16 protein-coding genes are annotated in these 20,284 nt (G+C 47.6%); 5 read left to right on the forward strand and 11 right to left on the reverse strand.

The window, feature by feature from the left end; translation table 11 throughout:
• Positions 1-30: 30 nt before the first annotated feature.
• The 5 genes from NX720_RS18875 to NX720_RS18895 all read right to left on the reverse strand — a co-directional run bounded on the left by NX720_RS18875 (position 31) and on the right by NX720_RS18895 (position 7,021).
• Positions 31-861, reverse strand: a complete 831-nt coding sequence (locus NX720_RS18875) for a hypothetical protein (RefSeq protein WP_262596685.1) — start codon at positions 859-861, stop codon at positions 31-33.
• Positions 862-1,378: 517 nt separating this feature from the next.
• Positions 1,379-1,720: a hypothetical protein gene (locus NX720_RS18880; protein ID WP_262596687.1), complete on the reverse strand. Its 342-nt coding sequence runs from the start codon at positions 1,718-1,720 to the stop codon at positions 1,379-1,381.
• A 39-nt stretch (positions 1,721-1,759) separates the two neighbouring features.
• Positions 1,760-2,746 carry a 4-hydroxythreonine-4-phosphate dehydrogenase PdxA gene (pdxA, locus tag NX720_RS18885; protein ID WP_262596689.1) on the reverse strand — a complete coding sequence of 329 codons (987 nt, stop codon included), beginning with the start codon at positions 2,744-2,746 and terminating at the stop codon, positions 1,760-1,762.
• 151 nt (positions 2,747-2,897) lie between these two features.
• Positions 2,898-4,196, reverse strand: a complete 1,299-nt coding sequence (locus tag NX720_RS18890) for a peptidylprolyl isomerase (protein WP_262596690.1) — start codon at positions 4,194-4,196, stop codon at positions 2,898-2,900.
• 11 nt (positions 4,197-4,207) lie between these two features.
• On the reverse strand, positions 4,208-7,021 hold the full coding sequence (locus tag NX720_RS18895; protein WP_262596691.1) for an LPS-assembly protein LptD: 2,814 nt from the start codon (positions 7,019-7,021) through the stop codon (positions 4,208-4,210).
• A gap of 315 nt (positions 7,022-7,336) precedes the next feature.
• On the opposite strand from NX720_RS18895, the gene NX720_RS18900 reads away from it, so the two are divergent.
• From NX720_RS18900 to djlA, 3 genes are read left to right on the forward strand one after another with little or no spacing between them, the layout of a single operon-like run.
• A complete protein-coding gene (locus NX720_RS18900; RefSeq protein ID WP_262596692.1) occupies positions 7,337-8,503 on the forward strand; it encodes an aminoglycoside phosphotransferase family protein in 1,167 nt (388 codons plus the stop codon).
• Positions 8,500-9,198, forward strand: a complete 699-nt coding sequence (gene murU / locus NX720_RS18905) for an N-acetylmuramate alpha-1-phosphate uridylyltransferase MurU (protein WP_262596694.1) — start codon at positions 8,500-8,502, stop codon at positions 9,196-9,198. Before NX720_RS18900 ends, murU begins: the two co-directional genes overlap by 4 nt.
• A 21-nt stretch (positions 9,199-9,219) precedes the next feature.
• Positions 9,220-10,041 (forward strand): co-chaperone DjlA, encoded by an 822-nt coding sequence (djlA, locus tag NX720_RS18910; RefSeq protein WP_262596696.1) that lies wholly within the window; start codon positions 9,220-9,222, stop codon positions 10,039-10,041.
• Positions 10,042-10,539: 498 nt separating this feature from the next.
• Here the strand turns inward: djlA and NX720_RS18915 are convergent, their stop codons facing one another.
• Complete coding sequence (locus NX720_RS18915) at positions 10,540-12,183, reverse strand: hypothetical protein (RefSeq protein ID WP_262596698.1); 1,644 nt, start codon at positions 12,181-12,183, stop codon at positions 10,540-10,542.
• A gap of 314 nt (positions 12,184-12,497) precedes the next feature.
• Here NX720_RS18915 and NX720_RS18920 point away from each other — a divergent pair, with 314 nt between their 5' ends.
• Positions 12,498-13,547 carry a hypothetical protein gene (locus NX720_RS18920; protein WP_262596699.1) on the forward strand — a complete coding sequence of 350 codons (1,050 nt, stop codon included), beginning with the start codon at positions 12,498-12,500 and terminating at the stop codon, positions 13,545-13,547.
• Positions 13,548-13,617: 70 nt separating this feature from the next.
• On the opposite strand, the gene NX720_RS18925 is transcribed toward NX720_RS18920, so the two are convergent.
• The 4 genes from NX720_RS18925 to zapE form a co-directional block, all read right to left on the reverse strand.
• Positions 13,618-14,403 carry an SDR family oxidoreductase gene (locus NX720_RS18925; RefSeq protein ID WP_262596701.1) on the reverse strand — a complete coding sequence of 262 codons (786 nt, stop codon included), beginning with the start codon at positions 14,401-14,403 and terminating at the stop codon, positions 13,618-13,620.
• 870 nt (positions 14,404-15,273) lie between these two features.
• Entirely contained in the window at positions 15,274-15,678 is a 405-nt protein-coding gene (locus tag NX720_RS18930; protein ID WP_262596703.1) for a hypothetical protein, read from the reverse strand.
• A gap of 331 nt (positions 15,679-16,009) precedes the next feature.
• Positions 16,010-17,368, reverse strand: coding sequence for an MATE family efflux transporter (locus NX720_RS18935; protein ID WP_262596704.1), 1,359 nt, complete (start codon positions 17,366-17,368; stop codon positions 16,010-16,012).
• A 23-nt stretch (positions 17,369-17,391) separates the two neighbouring features.
• Complete coding sequence (gene zapE / locus NX720_RS18940; protein ID WP_262596706.1) at positions 17,392-18,507, reverse strand: cell division protein ZapE; 1,116 nt, start codon at positions 18,505-18,507, stop codon at positions 17,392-17,394.
• 272 nt (positions 18,508-18,779) lie between these two features.
• On the opposite strand from zapE, the gene NX720_RS18945 reads away from it, so the two are divergent.
• Positions 18,780-19,307, forward strand: coding sequence for a YhcB family protein (locus tag NX720_RS18945; RefSeq protein ID WP_262596708.1), 528 nt, complete (start codon positions 18,780-18,782; stop codon positions 19,305-19,307).
• Positions 19,308-19,469: 162 nt separating this feature from the next.
• Here NX720_RS18945 and NX720_RS18950 read toward each other — a convergent pair whose 3' ends face one another.
• Positions 19,470-20,117, reverse strand: coding sequence for a hypothetical protein (locus NX720_RS18950; RefSeq protein WP_262596709.1), 648 nt, complete (start codon positions 20,115-20,117; stop codon positions 19,470-19,472).
• Positions 20,118-20,284 lie beyond the last annotated feature (167 nt).

The following is a 20,284-nucleotide window of genomic DNA, read 5'->3' on the forward strand; positions in this document are numbered from 1 at the left end:
CCGCTTTGCAAACATTAACCACAGTTTAATTTATGGTATGATTTTATGGTCGTCTAAACTTGTTATATCAAAGCGATAATTTTTGTCCGCCCCGCTGATCGAGATATCATAACGGTTAAATTTGAAGTCTAAATCCAAAACGGAATTAATTGGAATTTCTTTATTATCGACAAAAATAGAAACTTGATTGCTAACAGGTGAGTCTTCTGTTGCGATATGCGACCACCTGACACTGAGCCTGTATTCAGGCCCTGCAGATAGTAAACCTTCCAGTAAGTGCACTTTTTTATTGCCGGAAGCGTAAAGGGTTACGTCAATTTTATTGGTTTTTTTTTGGTGAGGGTTAATGGGTTTATGAATGACCAAGCGTAGTTCTTGATTGGTTTCCTGATTGTAAAAGCGAATACCTGATTGTGGTGATAACTGTGGATTATTCCAGTAATCTTTGTTCAATTGAATAACAAATGTCATTACACCTTTTAGTGTTTTGTCTTCTATCAGGTTCAGCTGTGGGTCACGATGACTATGGAAACTCCCTCTTGGCGAGGCAACTTCAAATGAGCCATTGTTTTTCTTCTGGATAAAGGAACCTTCATAAAGCTTGCAATCACAATCACAGTTGCAGTTTTGCTCCATTTTATTATTGTTCGTGTTTTTACAGTCACACTTGCAGGTTGGTTTATTGCAGGGGCATTCAGTGGCACAATCGCAATAAGGATAGTAGTGAGTTCCGCTACTATATTTGTCACAACCCCCAGAAGCTGAAGTTATGGTCGAATAAAATATAACTAAAAAAGCCAATACTATGAGGTATAGAGAGGTAGCCTGAGCAGAAGCCTTTACTCTTATTTTCATATTCATATTAAGCACCAGAAAAGTAGCGTTTTTGATTATGCACAGATGTTAAAAAACAGCCACAATAAGCGTAGAGGTTTAATTAGCCTCCGATAGTATTTTTCACTATTATTTTTTTGTTTTATAGACTGCCTATTTTTACTAACGCTATTTAATCTATTGGTATTAAACGATTGAAAATCGTTCGAAGCATATATTCTATTGTCGAATGTGCATTAAAATTAATCAGTCACAATATTCAAGTGCTGAAAGTGGGTTGCAGCCTTCCATAGAAAACCATCATTATTTGTGAAGGAGGTGTCGGGAACTAAATATCAGGCAAGGAACTCAAACCTGCATTCAAACAGAGAAAACAGACAGGGAGGAAATGTATGCAACTAAAGCAGAAAGTAATGTTTTTTCAGTACAGTTCAGACCTTATACCGGAAAAGGCAACCACCACAAGAGATCGGAAAACATTGGTGGTTAGTGTTTACTGGTACAAAACTTCGTCGCCATCCGATAAGCCATAAAATGTGTACAATCACACCTGTGTGCCTTCAAAACTTGAATAACCAGCCTCTACCACGGTGGTTTTCGGGGGAGGAGACTCCGGAGAAAAATAGTTGAGAACTTCTGACTGGTAAGGATTACCGCAGATCGTCAAGGTCACGGACTTCGGAAAAAACACTTGCTCACTTTCTACTTTGACAGGAAAAGGGTGAGTATTTGAGTCTATGTCAAGAAGCCCCAGGTCAGAATTAGCACCCGAGGCCAAAACAAGGTTTGCGGTGCGGCTTTGATCAAAAGGGTTTCGGATAACATAGCCTACGGCATTTTTTTCTACTTTTACCTCGAATTCAATATTAGGACGGTGACGTATCATAAAACTGCAAGCCTCTTGCGTGAATTCAATAATGGTCTGTTAACCCTTGACTGCCTGCAGCGCATAATCAATAGCCGTCAACAAACTGTCCGGGCTGGCTTTGCCACTACCGGCAAGGTCAAGCGCTGTGCCATGGTCAACCGAGGTTCGAACCAGGGGCAGCCCAAGGGTAATATTCACCGCCTTACCAAACCCTTTGAATTTCAGTACGGGCAAACCCTGGTCATGGTACATAGCCAGCACGGCATCTGCTGATTCAAGATAGTTTGGGTTAAACAGCGTATCTGCCGGTAAAGGGCCTTTAAGGTTCATGCCTTCCTGACGAAGTTTATCCAGAACCGGAATCATCACCTCAATTTCTTCCGTTCCAAGATGCCCGCCTTCTCCGGCGTGGGGGTTCAGCCCACAGACCAGAACTTCTGGCTCTGCAATGCCAAATTTGTTTTTCAGGTCTTTGTCCAGAATGCGGATTACTGCTTCCAGTGATTCCGGAGTAATCGCGTCGGCGACATCACGCAGGGGCAGGTGAGTGGTTGCCAGGGCTACCCGTAACCCTTTGGTAGCGAGCATCATAACGACTTTGCGGGTATGGGTCTGTTCCGCCAGAAACTCAGTGTGACCGGTAAAAGGTACTCCGGCATTATTAATCACTTCTTTATGAACCGGCCCGGTCACCATACCGTCGAACAAGCCATTCATGCAGCCCTGAGCCGCATAGCTGAGCATGTCCAGAACATACTGACCGTTAGCCGGATCAGGCTGGCCGGGCGTACAGGGCTTGCTGAGGGATAAAGGGGCGACAATCAGTTCGCCCACCTGTGCAGGTTGATGGTCATCCGGGTTAAAGGTTTTAAGATTGACGTTCAGTTTCAATTGCCGGGCCCTGTGGCTGAGTAGTTCCGGATCAGCAGCCACAACCAGCTGGACGGGGAAAGAGTCGTTTGCCAGCATCAGGCACAGGTCGGGGCCAATACCTGCCGGTTCGCCAGAGGTGATGATCAGTCGTTTATGATGGTTCGTGGACATGAGTATGTTTCCGTAGGTTGGGAAGAGCATAGCGACTCCCAACACGGTGAATAGCATTGAGCTCCAATGTTGGGAGTTACCCTAAAGGGCACAAGCGTTTCACTCTTCCCAACCTACGACGGAGCATTTTCTTCTGAGTGAGCTGTAGAGATCAGAGCCTGATCTCTACAAAAGACTGGTCGCGGATTTCACGCAGCCAGACTTCCAGTTCTTCTTCAAACTTGCGCATACCCAGCAGCTCACGCACCTGGTTGCGGCGCACCTTGTTGCTGATATCAGCCTTACGCTTGCCCTGGACTTCCAGAATATGCCAGCCATAGGAGCTGCGGAACGGTTCGCTCACAACATCCTGAGGTGTTTCCTCCATGGCTTTCTGAAACTCTGGCACCAGAGTTTTCGGAGACACCCACTCCAGGCTGCCACCATTCAGGGCTGAACCGGGGTCGTCGGAGTATGCTTTTGCCAGATCGGTGAAGCTTTCACCGCTCTCAATACGGTCGTAAAGGTCTCTCGCCAGCATCTGGGCTTCCAGATCGTTACGGATTTCGTTTGGCTTGATCAGAATATGGCGAACATTAACCTGCTCTTCCAGAACCTTCTCATTACCACGGGTGTCCAGCAACTTGAAAATATGGAAACCGCCGGCACTGCGTACTGGCTGGGAAATTTGCCCGGTATTCATCTTTACGGCCTGCTCAGCAAACAGGGTGGGCAGCTGTTCGGCGCTTTTCCAACCCAGGTCACCACCGTTCAGGGCATTCTGGCCTTTGGAGTAGGTGATGGCCATTTCAGCAAAATTAGCGCCCTGTTTCAGCTGTACCAATATGTTGCTGGCTTCTTTTTCGGCGGCCTGCACCTGTGCTGGCGTTGGGTTATCCGGCGTAGCAATCAGAATATGTCCAAGGCGGTATTCTACCTCCTGGCTGGCCTGACCTTCCGGAGAGCGCAGGAAGTTATCAATCTCCTGCTCGCTGATCTGGATACGGCTGGTGATCTGGCGCTGACGCACACGGTTGATGACCATCTCGCGACGAATCTCTTCACGGGCTTCGGCGTAAGACAGACCATCAGCTTCCAGACTTTTGCGGAACTCTTCAATGCTCAGGCCGTTGCGCTGGGCAATCCGGGTAACGGCGTCGTTCAGCGTCCAGTCATCAATACGGATACCACCGTTGCGACCCATCTGCAGTTGCAGGTTTTCCAGCACCAGCTGTTCCAGCACCTGATTTTTCAGCACGCTTTCCGGGGGGAGGGTGATATTGCGTTCAGACAGCTGCCGTTGCACAGCTTCAACACGATGGTTCAGTTCGCTCTCCATCACCACATCTTTGTCGACAACGGCGACGATGCGATCCAGGGGAACCGGTTTGGCATGGGCGATATTGCCCGTTGATACCACAACAGCTGCCAGCGCTATTGCGCGGCAGGCTGAGAGCATCAATTTTTTCAATCCCTTCATCATTACTTCTCGCGAATTGTATAACCTGAAATACCTTGCAAGTACTCTTTACCAGAAGAACCGGTCAAACTACCCAGACCTCGCAGTACAAACTGCAGGTAGATGCCGTCTCTGTTTTTTGGATGGTCGATATTATCGGTCGATTTAACATAGGAACGCCAGAATAATCGCACCTGATAACAACAACTGGCATATTCGACACCAAACAGCTCCTCAAGGTTCCGCTTATTGGTCATATCGTACTGCCAGCGACCCATGGCAGACCAGTTCCGGGTGTAGGGAATCGGCCAGGCAAAGCTGATATCCGTGGCTTTCAGGTCGTTGTTGACCAGAACATTTTTGCCGGTAACCGGGTCGACGTAATTGGTGTTATCTTCATTTTTCTTATAACGATCAACACGATCCGCAAACCGGAAGCCCACATTAAAAGTCTTGCGCCATGAAGGGCGATAGCGATAGGTCAGGGCATAGTTATCAACACGATTTTCGTTGCCATTCCACACAAAGTCCTGCCGCAGGCTCATGGTTCGGGTGAAATTGTAGATGAATTCTGAGGCAACGGGCGAGGTACCGGCGGTTAGTTCATCTTTCTGGCGTCGGGCATTTTCATCCTTGTCAAAATCGGGAATGTAATTGGGGTCACCGGAGCCGAGATTATTTCCTATATACACCTGGCGATCATCAAAATAAACAATTTGTCCGATGCCAAAGCGCATGCGTTCAAAGCCATCATCCTGAATAAAACGGGTTGTAAACCCTAGAGACAGCTGGTTGGCATCAGCCAGACGGTCATAACCGCTAAATCGGTTATCTGACCAGAGAGCGCTGTAGCTGAACCCCATGTTGCCTGTATCAAAGAGGGGGTTAAACTCCTGCCCTTTGACATACGGCGCATAGAGATACTTGATCCTTGGCTCTAAAGTGTGGGTATAGGCAGCCCCAAAGAGGTTCGTCGACCTGTCCAGATACAGTCCACTGTCAACACTGAACGCAGGTACTGTGGTTGAGGGGGACTTAGTGAAGTCACCCTGTTCAAAGCTTCTGTGCCAGTAAGAACTGTTCAGGTCCGCAATAACCTGTTCCTGATTAAGGTTGGAGATACTGTAATTGACGCTACGCACTGTAACGGCAGGCGTCAGGAAGCCCCAGCTTTTATGCATCGGGTAGCTGACGCCGCTTTCAAAATAAGCGCGGCTACCAACGGCTCTTTGAATACCGTATCCCTTGTCATAAATGCTTTCATAGATGCCTGAACGGCCCGGGAAGTCAGAATGAGGCTGTTCTTTGACGTAATTCCAGTCATCCGCCCGATCAAAATAGGTGTAATCCGCCAGATAATTCACCTGAACCCGGTCGGTGGCCTGCCAGTTACCCCTCAGTTCGATTTGCGGCAACTTGTTGTAGGGGTCATCCGCCGTACGGTTCATGTTCTTTTTCTTGTGAACATCCAGCTTTGCCTGCCAGTTGGTGTAGTCATCGCCACCATCGTAGCGGGTCATTACACGCTGATTTAAAGGGTTGGAGGCCGAATAGTTCAGGCTGGAGCCGAAATCTTCCAGATAGTCCTTGTCGCTGGCATCGGCGTAATCCAGCTCAGCCATCCAGCGATCATTAAACTGACGACGATGGCGGGCATTGGCAAACCAGCGGTCTTTTTTGTAATGTCTGTTTTCATCTTCCAGCTGGTCACCACCAATCAGGCCGGCAACACCCAGTTCACCTTCATCCTTTTCGGTCAGGTAGCGGAATTCGTTTTCCAGCAGAAAACCGCGTTTGGTCATGACCCTTGGTGTAAAGGTGGCGTCGTAATTAGGTGCGATGTTCCAGTAGTAAGGCAGGCCAAACTCAACACCTGCCTCGTCGTTAAATCCCATTTTCGTTGGGTACAGGAAACCGGACTGACGCCGTTGATCAATAGGGAAGTACAGGTATGGGCTGTAAAAAACAGGCAGATCCTGCACCCTGACAACCGCATTACGTGCTGTACCATAGCCGGTAGATGGATCCAGTGTGACACTGTCGCCTGACAGCTGCCAGCCTTTTTCGCCGGGGGGGCAGGAGGTGTAGGTGGCGTCATCCAGCTCCATGGTGGCGTCTTCATGACGCAATATAACCTCAGCACTGCCCCTGGCATGAGACTCATGCATCACATAGCGGGCATTGTCGATTTCAGTCCGGCCGGTATCCAGCTGGGACTGGGCGGTATCGCCCACAATCAGGGAGCCGGGTTCACGGAAAACAACATTGCCCTTGAATTCACCAAAGTTCTTTTCGTTATCAAGGTAGGCTTCATCGCTTTCCAGTTGACGGTTACCCTGACGAATTTTTACCGCACCCAGCAGAGTAGCTATGGAGTTCTGGTAAGTGGATTCATCGGCATCGGCAATAATGGGCGCAGAGTTTGGATCGCCTTTGAAGTTTTTACCGGGGCGGGTTGGCTCGACATAGGTGCCAGCACACCAGGGTTCTTCCCGTTTCAGTCGCTGGCACCTGGCCTCGCTCAAATTCGACTTGTTTACCCAGTCCAGCTGTGTACGTATACCTTCAGGCTGACTGACGACAGCCATCGTTTTAGACGTTGGGCTCACGACTGGAGCAGTGACAGGGCGGGGGGCTCGTTTCATGGCTCCCTGTTTTAACGGCACCACAGAACATTGCCAGCCACTGTCATCGCTGGCTATTTCGCAACTCCACTCAGTATCGGCGGAAAGGTTGTTTTCGGCTCTGGCTTTGCTGACTGGTTGTCCGGCAATTATGGCACTGGCTATCGCCAGAGTTAATGCCCGAAGTTTGAAAGGTAAGTGATGCGTCTCCATGAGCTTTGCAGTCCCGGCAGTGTGTTTTTAAACGTTCAACAGCCATGCGATCATTGTTTAATGTTCACATAAAACACGACCTGGTTGGTTTCCGTTTGCGTTAACCGGCCATTGTAACGGATTAACTGTATGATTGTTGTCAATTATTCTTGGTTATATCAGATTTATTCCGGTGATAACTGCTATTAGTCTGTGTTACTCTGACCAACAGTGCAATAACTTAAAAAAATTTTATGGGCTGAAAAAGTGGTTTTTTCAGCCGATGTTCTATGCTGCCTGACTCAGAGAAACTTTCAAGGAAATTCTTTGCTAGACATGACTCCATCTGACCAGATTCGCCAACCGTCCCGGCAGGAGCTACCTCAGCTATCTAAACCTGAGCTGGCTCGTCGGAAACAGCTGGCACAATGGGTACAGCAGCAGCTGGTGCCCGCTGAAGAACACTTAACAGATGCCGTACAACTGTTACCAGTGGGTGGGGATGCAGGTTTTCGCAGCTACTACCGTATACAGATTCCGCAGGGGTCATTGCTGGCTGTGGATGCACCGCCAGAAAAAGAAGACACGGCCGCCTTTGTCAGTATTGCCGGTATGCTGTCTGATACTGGTATACGAGTGCCACAGTTAAAAGCCGTGGATTATGATCAGGGGTTTATGCTGATTGAAGATTTTGGCGACACTCTGTTGCTGGATCAGCTTGATCACCACTCGGTTGATGCGATTTATGCAGATGCCCTGTCACTGCTCAGAACCATTCAGGTGACCCCTTCAGATACCTTGCCGGAATACGATGAAACGCTACTGCAAACAGAGCTGAGACTTTTCAGGGACTGGTTTGTTCAGCAATTGATTGGCATTGAGCTGACTGATGAGGAAGAAAAACTGTTTCGTGGGCTGGATCAGATGCTGATTGCCAGTGCTATAGAGCAGCCTTCTGCCTTTATTCACCGGGACTACCATTCCCGCAACCTGATGAGCCTGCCTGATAATCAGATTGGCGTCATTGATTTTCAGGGCGCTTTGCACGGCCCTGTTTTATACGACGCAGTTTCGTTATTAAAAGACTGCTATGTCAGCTGGCCTGAAGATCAGGTTGAAGGCTGGCTACAGGATTTTATCAGGCAGCATGACCTGCTTAAAGAGACCGACTGGGCCACCTGTCAGAGATGGTTTGACTGGTTGGGATTACAGCGCCACCTCAAATGCCTGGGCATATTTACCCGGCTGTGGCTGCGTGATAATAAACCGCAATACCTTTCAGCGATTCCTGCTACGTTCCGCTATGTGTTGGAAGTCTGTCAGCGTTATCCTGCTTTTGAGCAGCACGGACAGTGGCTGCAGCAGCGGGTGGCTCCGCTATTGACACAAAAGATGGCTGATATTACTGCGATAGCGGCAGATAATGTTGCTGAAAGGCCGGCGTCGACCTCATCGACTGTTGGAACGCCTACCGGAACAGAGGGTCAGTCTGTTAATTCATGAAAGTGATGATCCTTGCAGCGGGTCTTGGAAAGCGTCTGCGCCCCCTGACCCTGAACAAGCCCAAACCCCTGGTTGAAGTCGCGGGTAAATCCCTGATAATCCATCATATTGAGCAGCTGGCAGCAGCCGGTTTCAACGATATTGTGATTAACCACTCCTGGCATGGTGAGCAGATTGTCAATGCGCTGGGCAACGGTTCCCGCTGGGGCGTCAACATTGCTTATTCAGAAGAACCTGAGCCCCTGGAAACGGCGGGTGGTATTATTCAGGCTTTGCCATTGCTTAAGGATGGTCAGTCTGAAGATAATCAACCGTTTCTGGTGGTCAATGGTGATGTCTTTACTGACTATCCTTTTGATCTTGTGCCTGACAGCATAGACGGGCAGGCGCACCTGATTATGGTGAATAATCCGGACTTCAGGAAAACCGGCGATTTTGCTTTGCAACAGGGCAGGGTTCAGGAACAGGGCGAACAGTGGCTGACCTACAGCGGCATCAGTGTCTTAACGCCGGAACTGTTCGCTGACACTCCTACCGGCGTTCAGGCGCTGGCGCCGGTTCTGAAGCAGGCTATAGCCGATGGTGAAGTGACCGGAGAGCATTTCCAGGGGCTCTGGACGGATGTTGGTACAGTTGAACGACTCAACGATTTGGAACAGTATTTGGCAGGTGGCTCTTCGGGCAGTATCTGTTAAATAACAGCAATAGTAAGTTACATGACAGCAATAGTAATTGGTGCTTTTCTTGGGGTGATCTGGGGCGGGCCTTTCGGCGCTCTGCTGGGTGCGTTTATAGGTGGTTGGATTGACCGGAATTTTATAAAACCGAATCAGTCTCGCCGGTATGGCGGTCACAGAGGCTATAACCGACAACGTGTGCAGTCAGCCTTTTTTCGCGCCTCTTTTCTGGTAATGGGACGTATCGCTAAGGCAGACGGTCGTGTCAGTGAAGATGAAATCCAGATGGCGTCTGCCATTATGCGGGAAATGCGCCTCTCTGAAGAACAGCGTCAGGCGGCGATTGAACTGTTTAATCAGGGGAAGAACCCGGTAACGGATATTTCTGAGGCACTGGCAGAATTTCGCCGGGTGGCTGGCTCCAGCACCCTGATACCCATGTTTCTGGAAATTCAGTTGCAGGCGGCTTATGCCGACGGTGGGCTGACACAGTCAGAGCGTGCCGTATTTCGCCATATCTGCGACCAGCTGGGCGTCAGCCAGCTCAACTTTGAGCTGTTGCACAAACGTTTTCAGGCGCAACAGGCTTATTATCATCATGCCGGTCAGCAGCAGGCGGGGGGCGGAACAGACTGGAGGCGCCCGGCTCGGGATGAATTGAAGCAGGCCTATGAAATTCTGGGGGTTGAACCCTCTGCCACCGACGCTGAAGTAAAGCGGGCTTACCGTAAGCTGATGAGTCAGCACCATCCGGACAAGCTGGTAGCAAAAGGCCTGCCGGAAGAGATGATGGAAGTCGCCAAGCAGAAAACCCAGGAAATACAGGGTGCTTACGACCATATCCGCAACAGCCGGAAATAAGGGAATATGCTGCTGTTGGCTGTTAGCTGTTAGCTGTTAGCTGTTAGCTATTAGCTGTTAGCTATTAGCTGCTGGCTGTGAACAGCTAAACGCCAAAAGCCAATAGCCAAAAGCCAAAAGCCAATAGCCAATAGCTCGGTACATTTCCTCCTGATACCCTTCCAACTTTTAACATGACGGTCAGGGAACTTTCTAACCCGTACATGGACTAATACCAACGGACGGTGGAACTCTCGCCGTGCCTCCTCCTCTTTGTTCTATAAAAAGGTTCCGTAAAAAGGTTCCGTAAAAAGGTTGATACCATGTATCTGGTTAGAAAGCGCTTTCTGTACTCGCAGGTTCCTGCCGTTACCCGTGTGTTTCTTGAGCGAGACCCTTCTCGGGGCATTTACTGTTTTTATCCCGCAAGGCTGATCAGAAGGATCAGAAAAGTGGTGAGCTGCCTCGTGCTGAAACACTACCCGCCTGTAGGTAAAACATTGCGTGACAGAATGGTTGTCAATGGCCTGGCAAAAGGCCGTCCCACATAGAAAAACGGGTACTTTTCAGTTGATCAACGATAGCTTTCATATCCGTGAGTAAGCCAGGCTCACCGTTCACCATTTTCACCTTTTCGTGTTTGAGCATTTCGCTGACACGGGGGTTGGTGAGTGATTGCAGGTTGAGGTTGTTGAAAGCAATGCTCATAAGCCAGATAATTTGAGAATGGGCTTCGTGAGATGAGTCAATCAATGAAGTTATGCTGTTTTTAGCCAGTGTTTTTTGTCGTTCAGTCAGTTGACTGAGTGCGTTGGCTTTCTGGTCGATGCGAATCATAGGCAGGTCTACAATGCTGTCTCCTAATATAATCAGGAATGTAGGCTTCCCTTGTAAATCGCCATCGATACTCATGAGGTTGATTAGAGTTCTTAGTGCTACCCCTTTGTTGACTCTTGTATTACTGAATAGAACCTGTTTCAGAACGCCCTCTTTTTCAAATGGGGTAAGTATTGTGTGAGGCAGATCTTCAACAGCGTATGGGGCTGGCTCTAATTTTTCGGCCTCTGGCTTTCCTTGTAACCTGTCGTTTACTATTTCTTCATTAATACCGTCATAATAACGGTCAGGAACCATGCCGAAATAGAAAATAAGCAGTTCGTTGAAACGACTGATAAAACTGTCAAAAGTACAGAGACTTACTCCACTCACTTGCTTGGTCTTTATATTGTCATATACAAGAAAAGGCTTTTCTGAGCTCTCTCTGATACTCTGCCATTCTCGTATTTTTTTTACCGGATTATCATTGTCTTTCTTCACCCATTCCTTCAGGATGCGGTTGATGTTTAATATTCGGCTTGAAGATAATGCAGAATGTTTGATTATCTGGGTGCCAGTATTGGCAATAACAGCGTCCGGCACAGGTAATTTAATACTTGTCCGATGGTTAGAATAGGTGAATTCTTTCCCTTTGTTTATTTTGTTAAGGGCTTCAGGTTGCAGTGGGTATGTCAGGTTGTAGACCAAAAAAGCATTTGGATAATTATGAAAATGCTTAACCATTTTTTTTAGCAGATTTTGCTTATGGACAGTTGCGTTCAGATAGGGTTCAGGATCATGAAACTGGGCATTCTGGTTGTTTAAGGAAAGTTGTTGAGAAAAATACCCCATCATTATCCCCACGAAGGCCTGAACCCACTGCCGTGGTCGATTCGAACCTTCGAGGGAATGATGGGGAAACTGGTATGTAGTTGGATGCCGCTTCACTAAGCTATCTAATTCTGGGGGGAAAATGTTATTTAAGGTGATAACGATCACAAAATTAAATTTGTAGTGTTCTTCCAGAATCTGATCAATCTCAAGAAGCAAATTTGCCAATTCTTCCTTTTCATTACTGAAAGAAAACTTTCTGCCATGGCGATCGGGTATGTGAAAGCCACTTCCTGATGTGTAAGCAGACGATGTTTTGGACTGCTGTGGGGCGGCCCTTTTGCTGGCAGTATCTTTGTTTCCGTTCGGTGTCTTTTTGAAAGGTAAGCTCAAAGAGTCAGGCTGTATTAAAAATTCATAATTATAAATTTCACTTGTTTTTCTTTGCAGGATAAAAGATAAGCCCGGCATAATCCCATTTGAGTGTTTGAGTACATTATTATCAGGGTTAGCCATTCTGGTTACACAGCTTAGCATGATAATAACTAATAAAATGAATCTGGGGGTGGATGTTATCGTCATAAAGCAGCAATTACGATTCAATAAGTGACGGTGGTCAGCATAGTCTACAAAAAACCTATGATGCCTCAATCATAAATATAATTATTTCCTATGTTATTGAGCGAGCTCTTTAAAGGTGAACTAGCCTTTCTTTTCCGATTAGATGATTGAAATTTTTTTCTTGCTGAGGAAATACTTTAATGGTTCGTTTGAAGCAGCACTTAAGAGCTACCAAAAATACAGTGTGGTTCGCTATTATTTGCCTTGCTATGCTTTTTACCCCATCTGCGATACTTGCTGGAACAACACAGTTATCGGTTGTGGCCAGTCCTTATAACCTGCTTCCTGTTCCCCCTGAATACGGGTGTCCGTCAAATGCATTATCCTGTGTGCTATCAGAGGGCAAGCTGAAGTTTTTGCCAGACAATGAACCGTCTCTGCCTGCACGATTTTTGCTGGGATCAAAGAATGGCACAATGCCGGTTTACTATCTGGAAAAAAGAAACTCTGATAAGACCCTGCCAGAGAACGGTCAGGCGGTTCAATACCTGAAAGCCCGGTTTGAAATACTGACCAGCCAGAATATCGTTGTCATTGCCCAGACTAAGACAGGCGCCTGGCAGGTATCACGGTTTGATCTGAAGCTGGCTGATGAAAACTGGGATAACAGTATTTTTATTCCCAAAGGGTATGTGGCAGTACTGCAAAAGGATCACGAAAACCTCACTTTGACTGTGCAGTTTTCTAATGATGAAAGACCTGCCAATGGGCTCATCGTTGATTCTGAAGGGATAGTTTACAGGGGAGATAACCCTTTATGGTTGAGTGAGCCTGAAGATGAAAGTCAGGTTGAAAGCGGGCGTTCAGGGAATAACGTATCCGGGGATACCGTAGATGTAGTTACCATTTACGTATGCCTTCCATGGAGTTTCGGTGGAACAGAAGCATCAGGAGGAGCTGCTGCAGGAGGCGCTGGAGGAGGTGATGACGGCGATAAAGGATGGAATAAAATCAAAGGGACGGTCTGGTGGCTGAGTGATAGCCTTGAGGCTGATCTGAAAGAGAAAACCATGAAAGAGCTCATCAAAATGCTGGGTGAACTCCCGAGTAGTAACAAAAAGGCAGCCCGTGGGATGATTGATCTCATTCTCCAAAAGAACCTCCATGCCCATCCTCACCATAAACTGGCTGAAAAGTCAGTTGATAAAATTATTCGTTTCATAGAGATATTTTATCTGGGCTGGGATAAAGACCTCGTGAATCGTGTAGAGACTGAAAGGTACAAAAAACGATCAACGGCAAAGTCTTCTCAAATATAACAACCCCAGTCTGAGAGGTTTGGGGCTGTCAGACCTCAAACCTCTGTGAGAAACTCAAAGTTTGAATGACTTATAAACTCTTCATACGACCGCCGTCCACAGTCAGGCTACTACCGGTGATGTAGCTGGCGGCATCAGACAGCAGGAAAGTGGCGGCTTTGGCAAACTCCTCTGTTTTACCGTAACGCCCCAGCGGGATATTGGCTTCAGTTTTGGCACGAATCTGATCCCGGGACGTACCACTGCGACTGGCAACATACTGGTTTAACGCATCAACACGGTCGGTCTGAATGCTGCCGGGAATCAGATTGTTAATACGGATATTATCTTCAGCCAGCTGGTCTGCCAGACTTTTTGCCAGACTGGCCACACCGGAACGCATAACATTACTCAGGGTCAGAAAGTCAACCGGCTCTTTGATGGTAGAAGACGTCAGGGTCAGGATGCTGCCACCGTTGACCTTGAGGGCGGGTAAAGTTTCACGAATCAGGCGTACAGCACTCATCAGGGTGAGTTCAAAGGCGTTTTGCCAGGCTTTGTCGTCCAGTTCATCAAACGATCCCGGAGGTGGTCCGCCAGCATTGATCACAACACCATCGATATGACCAAAATCATCCAGGGTTGAGTGAACCCAGTGGCGGATACTCTCCTGATTACGGGCATCGAAGACATAACCACGAATTTCCGAGCTGGTTTCACTGCTGATGGTTGAGGCCGCCTGTGTGATTTTGTCGGGTGAACGGCTGGCGATTGAGACTTTTGCCCCTTCAGACGCCAGTTGCCGGGCAATACCCAGACCCAGGCCAGAGCTGGCCCCGGCCACCATGAAGACTTTGTTTGTTATATTTAGATTCATCTTACTCCTCCGTTCGGATTACTGATTCTAACGTCAAATGTCTTTTAAAGCACCTGCTTCATGAAAGAGCCTGAAACGACCTGTTATGAGTTAAAAAAATTGCATAAGTCTTCGCCCGGTTGTGTCTGTAATAGCAGATGTACAGTGGTTTCTTTCTGACCGTTTCTAGTGTTTTGTGACGCAATACATCCATCTCCAGACAGTGAGTATTGCTTGAGAAGATCGTCAGCAAGGCTTGGAATGTTCATGAATTTTTATAGTCGTTTTTTTTCTTGAGCAAGTCTTGATATTTCAGGATGAAGCTTTAAGGCAGTGCCATTGAAGTATAAGCTGAATATTATTGAACGATGCATGAACCCGGCCTTAGGAAATTATTAAACATGTTCCTATTGTGGTCATGATCATCGTCATCTTTTTTACCTTTTCTTAAATAGTCATTGCCAGTGTTGCACTGTTCATTGGGGTCTGGTGCTGGTTTGTAGTCCTGAATGGATACTGCTCTGATTTTGACTTTAGCAAAATCGCCGTAAACCCTCGCCCAATGCGGGCGGGGATATAAGGCGGGAAGGCGCAGAGCCTTCCGGTTGACCGTATACATGCAATAGGTTATATTTTTCGCAGGTCTGTCCCTGAGTTGGGACTAGCGGTGACGAAAACCAAGCGCTGCGAAACAAAAAATTCAAGGTAGATGATCTACCTGTTGGGCTAGAAGACCCGCGAAAGTCGTTATTGAAACGCATCGTAGAGGGAACCGTATAGATACCCAGCGAACCGATCAAAGACCAATTAAAACCGGAAGGGCTGTCCGGTTCTGCTGATGGAGGCTTCTATGTAAGTCCGGTTGATATCAACTGGCTGTAGCCTGCGAAATCAGAAGCCTCGCCTGATAAGGCGGGGAGCAGTCACTAGACTTGCGTTGTCCTCCTCGTTTTTGTATTCGTTGTGAACTGTGTCAAAGTGCATAGGTAACATTTCGGGAGGCAGCGGGTTATCAAAGCTGAGGATAACGCCTATTCCATTCTTGTTGCGATTAATAAAAAGCAGCTGTTCTCCGGCATGAGTATCAAGTGAACGTATTTCAAAAGAAAATGACTTGTATGGTGAATAAACGAGAATATGCTTACACGTGTTGGTAACTTTGCCTTCAAAAGTGAGTTTACTTTCATCACCCTCAATATAGATAAACGAACCGACAGAAAACTGTGAAAACAACAAGATGGATAATAAAATAATCCAGTTTTTTATTGGCTTAATCAATGCTTTACATCGAGTCATAATTCGATCCTGTCTATTTTGCTGGCAAGGAAAATAAAAAAGCTATTTATCTCCAGCCTTTAATGAAATTCATTAACTTTTAAGCAAGTCAACGAAGTGAAAATCAGAAGTTTGAAAGCAGAAAGTTAACGACCTGAGAAAACTAGGTTGAGATATCGTAAGTGTCAATAAAACCGGATTCTGAATAGTGAACCCGGAGCTGAAATCATTAACCGCACCGGGTAGCAATAATGAAAAAGTGCTTCTTCAGGGTTACTGATTCTAACGTCAAATGTCTTTTAAAGCAGCTATACCCCGAAACAACTACACCCCAAAACAAGCCGTAGCCGGTTTAAGCACTGCGCATTTTCCGGATCAGACGAATCACCATAAAGCCAGCGGATAGCGTCAGCCCTGAAACAATGCCAACCCAGAAGCCCCGGACGCCCATAGCGGGTATAAGCAGGTCAGTCATGGCAGCTGTGTATCCCAATGGCAGGGCGATGCCCCAGTAAGCGATACAGGCCAGAAGCATAGGCGTACGGGTATCCTTATAGCCTCTTAGTGCACCATTGGCCGCGGCCTGTATAGCGTCGCTGAACTGATAAATGGCGGTAAACACCAGAAGGGCTGCCGCCATTTCAACGATTTCCGGTTCATTGGTGTAAAGGCCGATGATCTGGTCTGGAAAAAGCAGCAGGGCGCTGGAAGATACCATAGCAATCATGCCTGCCAGCAAAACGCCACTGATAGAACGTAATCGGGCTTCAGTCGTATTGTTCTGTCCCAGTGCATGACCAACTCTGATAGTAATACCAAATGACAGGCTCATAGGAATCATATAGGTCATGCTGGAGAAGTTCAGGGCAATCTGGGCGGAAGCGATATGGTTAGCCCCCAGCTTACCGATCAGCAGTGCGATCACCGCAAAAATACTGCCGCAGACAAAAACATTAATACCAATGGGCAACCCCAGTTTGAACAGCTCAAACATTCGCTTCGAGCGAGGTACCATCAGCTGTGGAACCACATAAACCTTATAACGGTGTCGTGTAGTAATATACAGAGTCATCATCAGTGACATCAGCCAGTAAACGATACCTGTCGCCCAGCCGCAACCGACGGCACCCAGTTCAGGTAAACCCAGTTTGCCGTATATCAACACATAGTTAACCGGAATGTTCACCAGCAAACCCAGCAGTGACATCACCATTGGCGCACGGGTATCCCCCATGCCTTCCAGAAAACCGTTGAAGGTGTAGAACAGGGCAATACCCGGTACACCTACAGCAAGAGCCCACAGGTAGCCAACACCGACGGGGACCACTTCCGGGTCAACGTTCATAAAAGTCAGAATGTTTTCGCTCTGGTCCAGGTAGGCCATCAGAACCAGTGCAGAGAGCAGGGCAATCCAGAGGGTCTGGCCAAAATCTACCGATAAGCCGGTCTGGTTTTTGGCCCCACGGTGGTGAGCGGTTACCGGCGTCAGCATCATCAGGGTGCCCCTTAACAGGAGGCTGGCAGGCAGCCAGAGGCTGGTTCCTACCGCTATGGCTGCCAGGTCGCGGGCGCTGGCCTGCCCCGCCATACTGGTATCGACAAACCCCATGGCGCTGATCGCCAGCTGAGTAATAATGATGGGGAAAGACAGACGCAGGAGTGCTCTGGATTCATTGAGAAAACGATGGAATGAAAAACGGTTGGATTGCATGAATATACGTATTTTGAACAGATTTAAACGACGGCAGACCGATGAGGTTGTGCCAGATATTCAGTCGACTGCATTTCCTGCAGGCGACTGAGGGTTCGCTGAAACTCAAACCCCAGTCTTCCTTCGACGTACAGTTCTGGTAGTGCTACTTCAGCGGAGACAATCAGCTTGACGTGGCGATCATAAAATTCGTCGATGAGGTTGATAAAGCGACGAGCCTGATCGTCCTTGCTAGCGTTCATTTGTGGAACGCCTTCAAGTATTACGGTCTGAAACAGGCAGGCAAGCTCAATATAATCATTCTGGCTGCGCGGGCCGTCGCATAGGGCGGTAAAGGTAAACCAGCCAAGATCCTCACAGCTGTGCTTGCAGGGGATTTCCCGGCCAGCAACCGTAACGGGTTGATTGCCCGTTGCATGGCTAAAGTCGGCAGCCAGCGCGGCGAAAGCGTCAGTCAGTCGCAAACGGGTTTGTTCATCCAGTGGGTAATGCCAGGTTTCGGCCTGCTCCAGTAAGCGCAGACGGTAGTCAACGCCGCCGTCCACATTAATGACCTGCGTATGTTTTTTTAACAAGGCAATGGCCGGTAGGAAACGGGCGCGTTGCAGGCCATCTTTGTAGAGCAGGTCGGGTTCGACATTGGAGGTAGCGACCAGTGTCACGCCCCGCTGGAACAGTTGTTCAAACAGCCTGCCCAAAATCATGGCATCGGTAATATCCGATACAAAGAATTCATCGAAGCAGATAATCCGGGTTTCACCGGCCAGCTTTTCCGCTACCTTTTTCAGGGGGTTCTTTTCGCCTTCCAGTCCTGTTAATTCAGAATGCACTCGTCGCATAAAGTGATGAAAGTGCAGGCGCATTTTCTGCTGGAAGGGCAGGCAGTCAAAAAACGTATCCATCAGGTAGGTTTTGCCGCGTCCGACGCCACCCCAGAAATACAATCCCTGAATCGGTGCCTTGTGCTTTGATGCAAATGGATTCAGGCGTTGCAGCAATGACGGCGACTCAGTGACAATCAGTTGGTCATAGAGGTTTTGTAACTGCTTCACCGCCTCCAGCTGAGCCGGGTCTGGCATAAAGTCGTCGCGTTTCAGGTCTCGCTGGTATCGTTCCTGTGGCGTTATGCTGCTTTTCATGGTCAGGTCTGGCAAGAGTTATTGGTTGTTATGACTGCGCTGGTGATGCCGTTGCTGGTCAATGTACCCTTATGACGTTAATGCAGCAACCGCAAGAATAAGTAAAGTGTGAGCAACCTGCGTAAGAACCCCCAGACCTATGTATACTTTGACATGGAAAAATTATAACGTAAGCAAAACTGGCTTTCAGGATCGGGGAGTGGTTTCTCGTTGAACAATGAACATTATCTGAGTCATAAGCCGAAGTCAGAACGTACCATTGAGGCAATACTGTGGAAGATATAAATGTACTTTGGTTTGTAGGCAGTCTGGCGTTTCTGGGGGGGATGCTGGCTGGGGCATTGCTTTACCATTTGCTGGCCGGGTCAAGGTCTGAACGGGGCAAGCTGCAGAATCAGCTGGATGAACTGCAGAATGACTTTAAAGATTACCAGAACAAAGTATCCGACCATTTTGGCACCACTGCTCACCTCATCAACAAGCTGACTGACAGCTATCGTGATGTTCATGAACACATGGCGAATGGTGCAGAAAGTCTGTGTGAAGATGAGGCGGTAAAAAACCGTTTAAGTGATGCGCTGCTGAGTAGCAATGCCCTGCTGTCTGGAAAAATGAACAAACGCAGGACCGAGCGCTCAAAGGCCATAGAGCAACCAAAGGACTATGCTCCGAAACAGGCTTCTGACGAAAGGGGAACCCTGTCTGAAGAGTTCAGTGTAAAACCTGAAGACAAACCCGCCGCACCAGCGGTAGAGGTTGAGCCTGCCAGCCCGGTGGCTGAAAAGAGCCAGACCAGTTGATGACGGGTGATATCCATTCCATCCGCTAAACGTGAATTGCGTAGTCATTTTGAACCGCTGGTTCTTCGTTGGAATTTCTCGCAATAGCCCGTTTGCTATTACTTGTCATTCCGTCTTGCCAGCGATTTAAAGTGACCTGCTCAAGATGAAGCGATAACGTTGTTAAGAAATACCGGTACCCAAAGAAATTGCCTCACCTTTCTCATTCGTTATTTGATAAAACGCAATTTTGATATTTACAAGCCTGTGAAACCATTGTACAGCCGGCTCACCCGTTCGAAATAGCTTCGATGTTATTTGCTTACCCTTGTAATTCCAGTCACAAGCTTTTTCGAAGGTTTTCGAATGGTAGAGGTATAGTTCACAGCTGATGTTAAACCATGGGTCACATACGGAAAAGTCATTTTGCTCAAAATGTTTAAATTCTGTTATTGGCATAGTATTAAACTGGACTGGGGTATCAGCCAGTACTAAAAAACAATGCATCCCGTTAACCAAAGTAGCTAGCCAGATATTGGGAATTTTCCTTCTTATACCCTCATTAGCTGCAACCTGTGCATACTCGTGACAATTACCACACCTTTTTTCCTGCTCCCATGTTTCTAAAGTCTTGATCCTGTCCAGTATCGGGAGCTTAGACAAGGCTTTATGTGACTGAAGCGCTTTCTGCCGATTGGAGTTACGTCGAAGCTTGTCGTCTTCAGGCACACTTCCATATTCCAGGCTATATACTTTATTCGCAGCTTTCAGAGAACCCCGAAAAAAATTACGAGCAAATTCTGAAAGCTCCCGTGCTTGGGCTAAGGGCATCTTCACACACTACTTACTGGCGTTAAGGATGAAATGCATGGGTTACAGTTTAGTGGACTTTTGAGTAACGCTTGCGCTGACCAGAAACTTTTTGCACTGTGCCATCAAAAGCATAAACCCAATAAAATCAAGGCTTGTGGAATGATTTACCCGGAAGGCGGAATGGG

The organism is Endozoicomonas euniceicola, assembly GCF_025562755.1.
In the GTDB taxonomy this organism is placed as follows: Bacteria; Pseudomonadota; Gammaproteobacteria; order Pseudomonadales; family Endozoicomonadaceae; genus Endozoicomonas_A; species Endozoicomonas_A euniceicola.

Excerpts from the sequence above, each read along its gene's own strand:
- NX720_RS18875 (WP_262596685.1), bottom strand. The coding sequence starts at position 861 with ATGAATATGAAAATAAGAGTAAAGGCTTCTGCTCAGGCTACCTCTCTA.
- NX720_RS18880 (WP_262596687.1), bottom strand. The coding sequence starts at position 1,720 with ATGATACGTCACCGTCCTAATATTGAATTCGAGGTAAAAGTAGAAAAA.
- pdxA (WP_262596689.1), bottom strand. The coding sequence starts at position 2,746 with ATGTCCACGAACCATCATAAACGACTGATCATCACCTCTGGCGAACCG.
- NX720_RS18895 (WP_262596691.1), bottom strand. The coding sequence starts at position 7,021 with ATGGAGACGCATCACTTACCTTTCAAACTTCGGGCATTAACTCTGGCG.
- NX720_RS18900 (WP_262596692.1), top strand. The coding sequence starts at position 7,337 with ATGACTCCATCTGACCAGATTCGCCAACCGTCCCGGCAGGAGCTACCT.
- murU (WP_262596694.1), top strand. The coding sequence starts at position 8,500 with ATGAAAGTGATGATCCTTGCAGCGGGTCTTGGAAAGCGTCTGCGCCCC.
- djlA (WP_262596696.1), top strand. The coding sequence starts at position 9,220 with ATGACAGCAATAGTAATTGGTGCTTTTCTTGGGGTGATCTGGGGCGGG.
- NX720_RS18915 (WP_262596698.1), bottom strand. The coding sequence starts at position 12,183 with ATGGCTAACCCTGATAATAATGTACTCAAACACTCAAATGGGATTATG.
- NX720_RS18920 (WP_262596699.1), top strand. The coding sequence starts at position 12,498 with ATGCTTTTTACCCCATCTGCGATACTTGCTGGAACAACACAGTTATCG.
- NX720_RS18925 (WP_262596701.1), bottom strand. The coding sequence starts at position 14,403 with ATGAATCTAAATATAACAAACAAAGTCTTCATGGTGGCCGGGGCCAGC.
- NX720_RS18930 (WP_262596703.1), bottom strand. The coding sequence starts at position 15,678 with ATGACTCGATGTAAAGCATTGATTAAGCCAATAAAAAACTGGATTATT.
- NX720_RS18935 (WP_262596704.1), bottom strand. The coding sequence starts at position 17,368 with ATGCAATCCAACCGTTTTTCATTCCATCGTTTTCTCAATGAATCCAGA.
- zapE (WP_262596706.1), bottom strand. The coding sequence starts at position 18,507 with ATGAAAAGCAGCATAACGCCACAGGAACGATACCAGCGAGACCTGAAA.
- NX720_RS18950 (WP_262596709.1), bottom strand. The coding sequence starts at position 20,117 with ATGCCCTTAGCCCAAGCACGGGAGCTTTCAGAATTTGCTCGTAATTTT.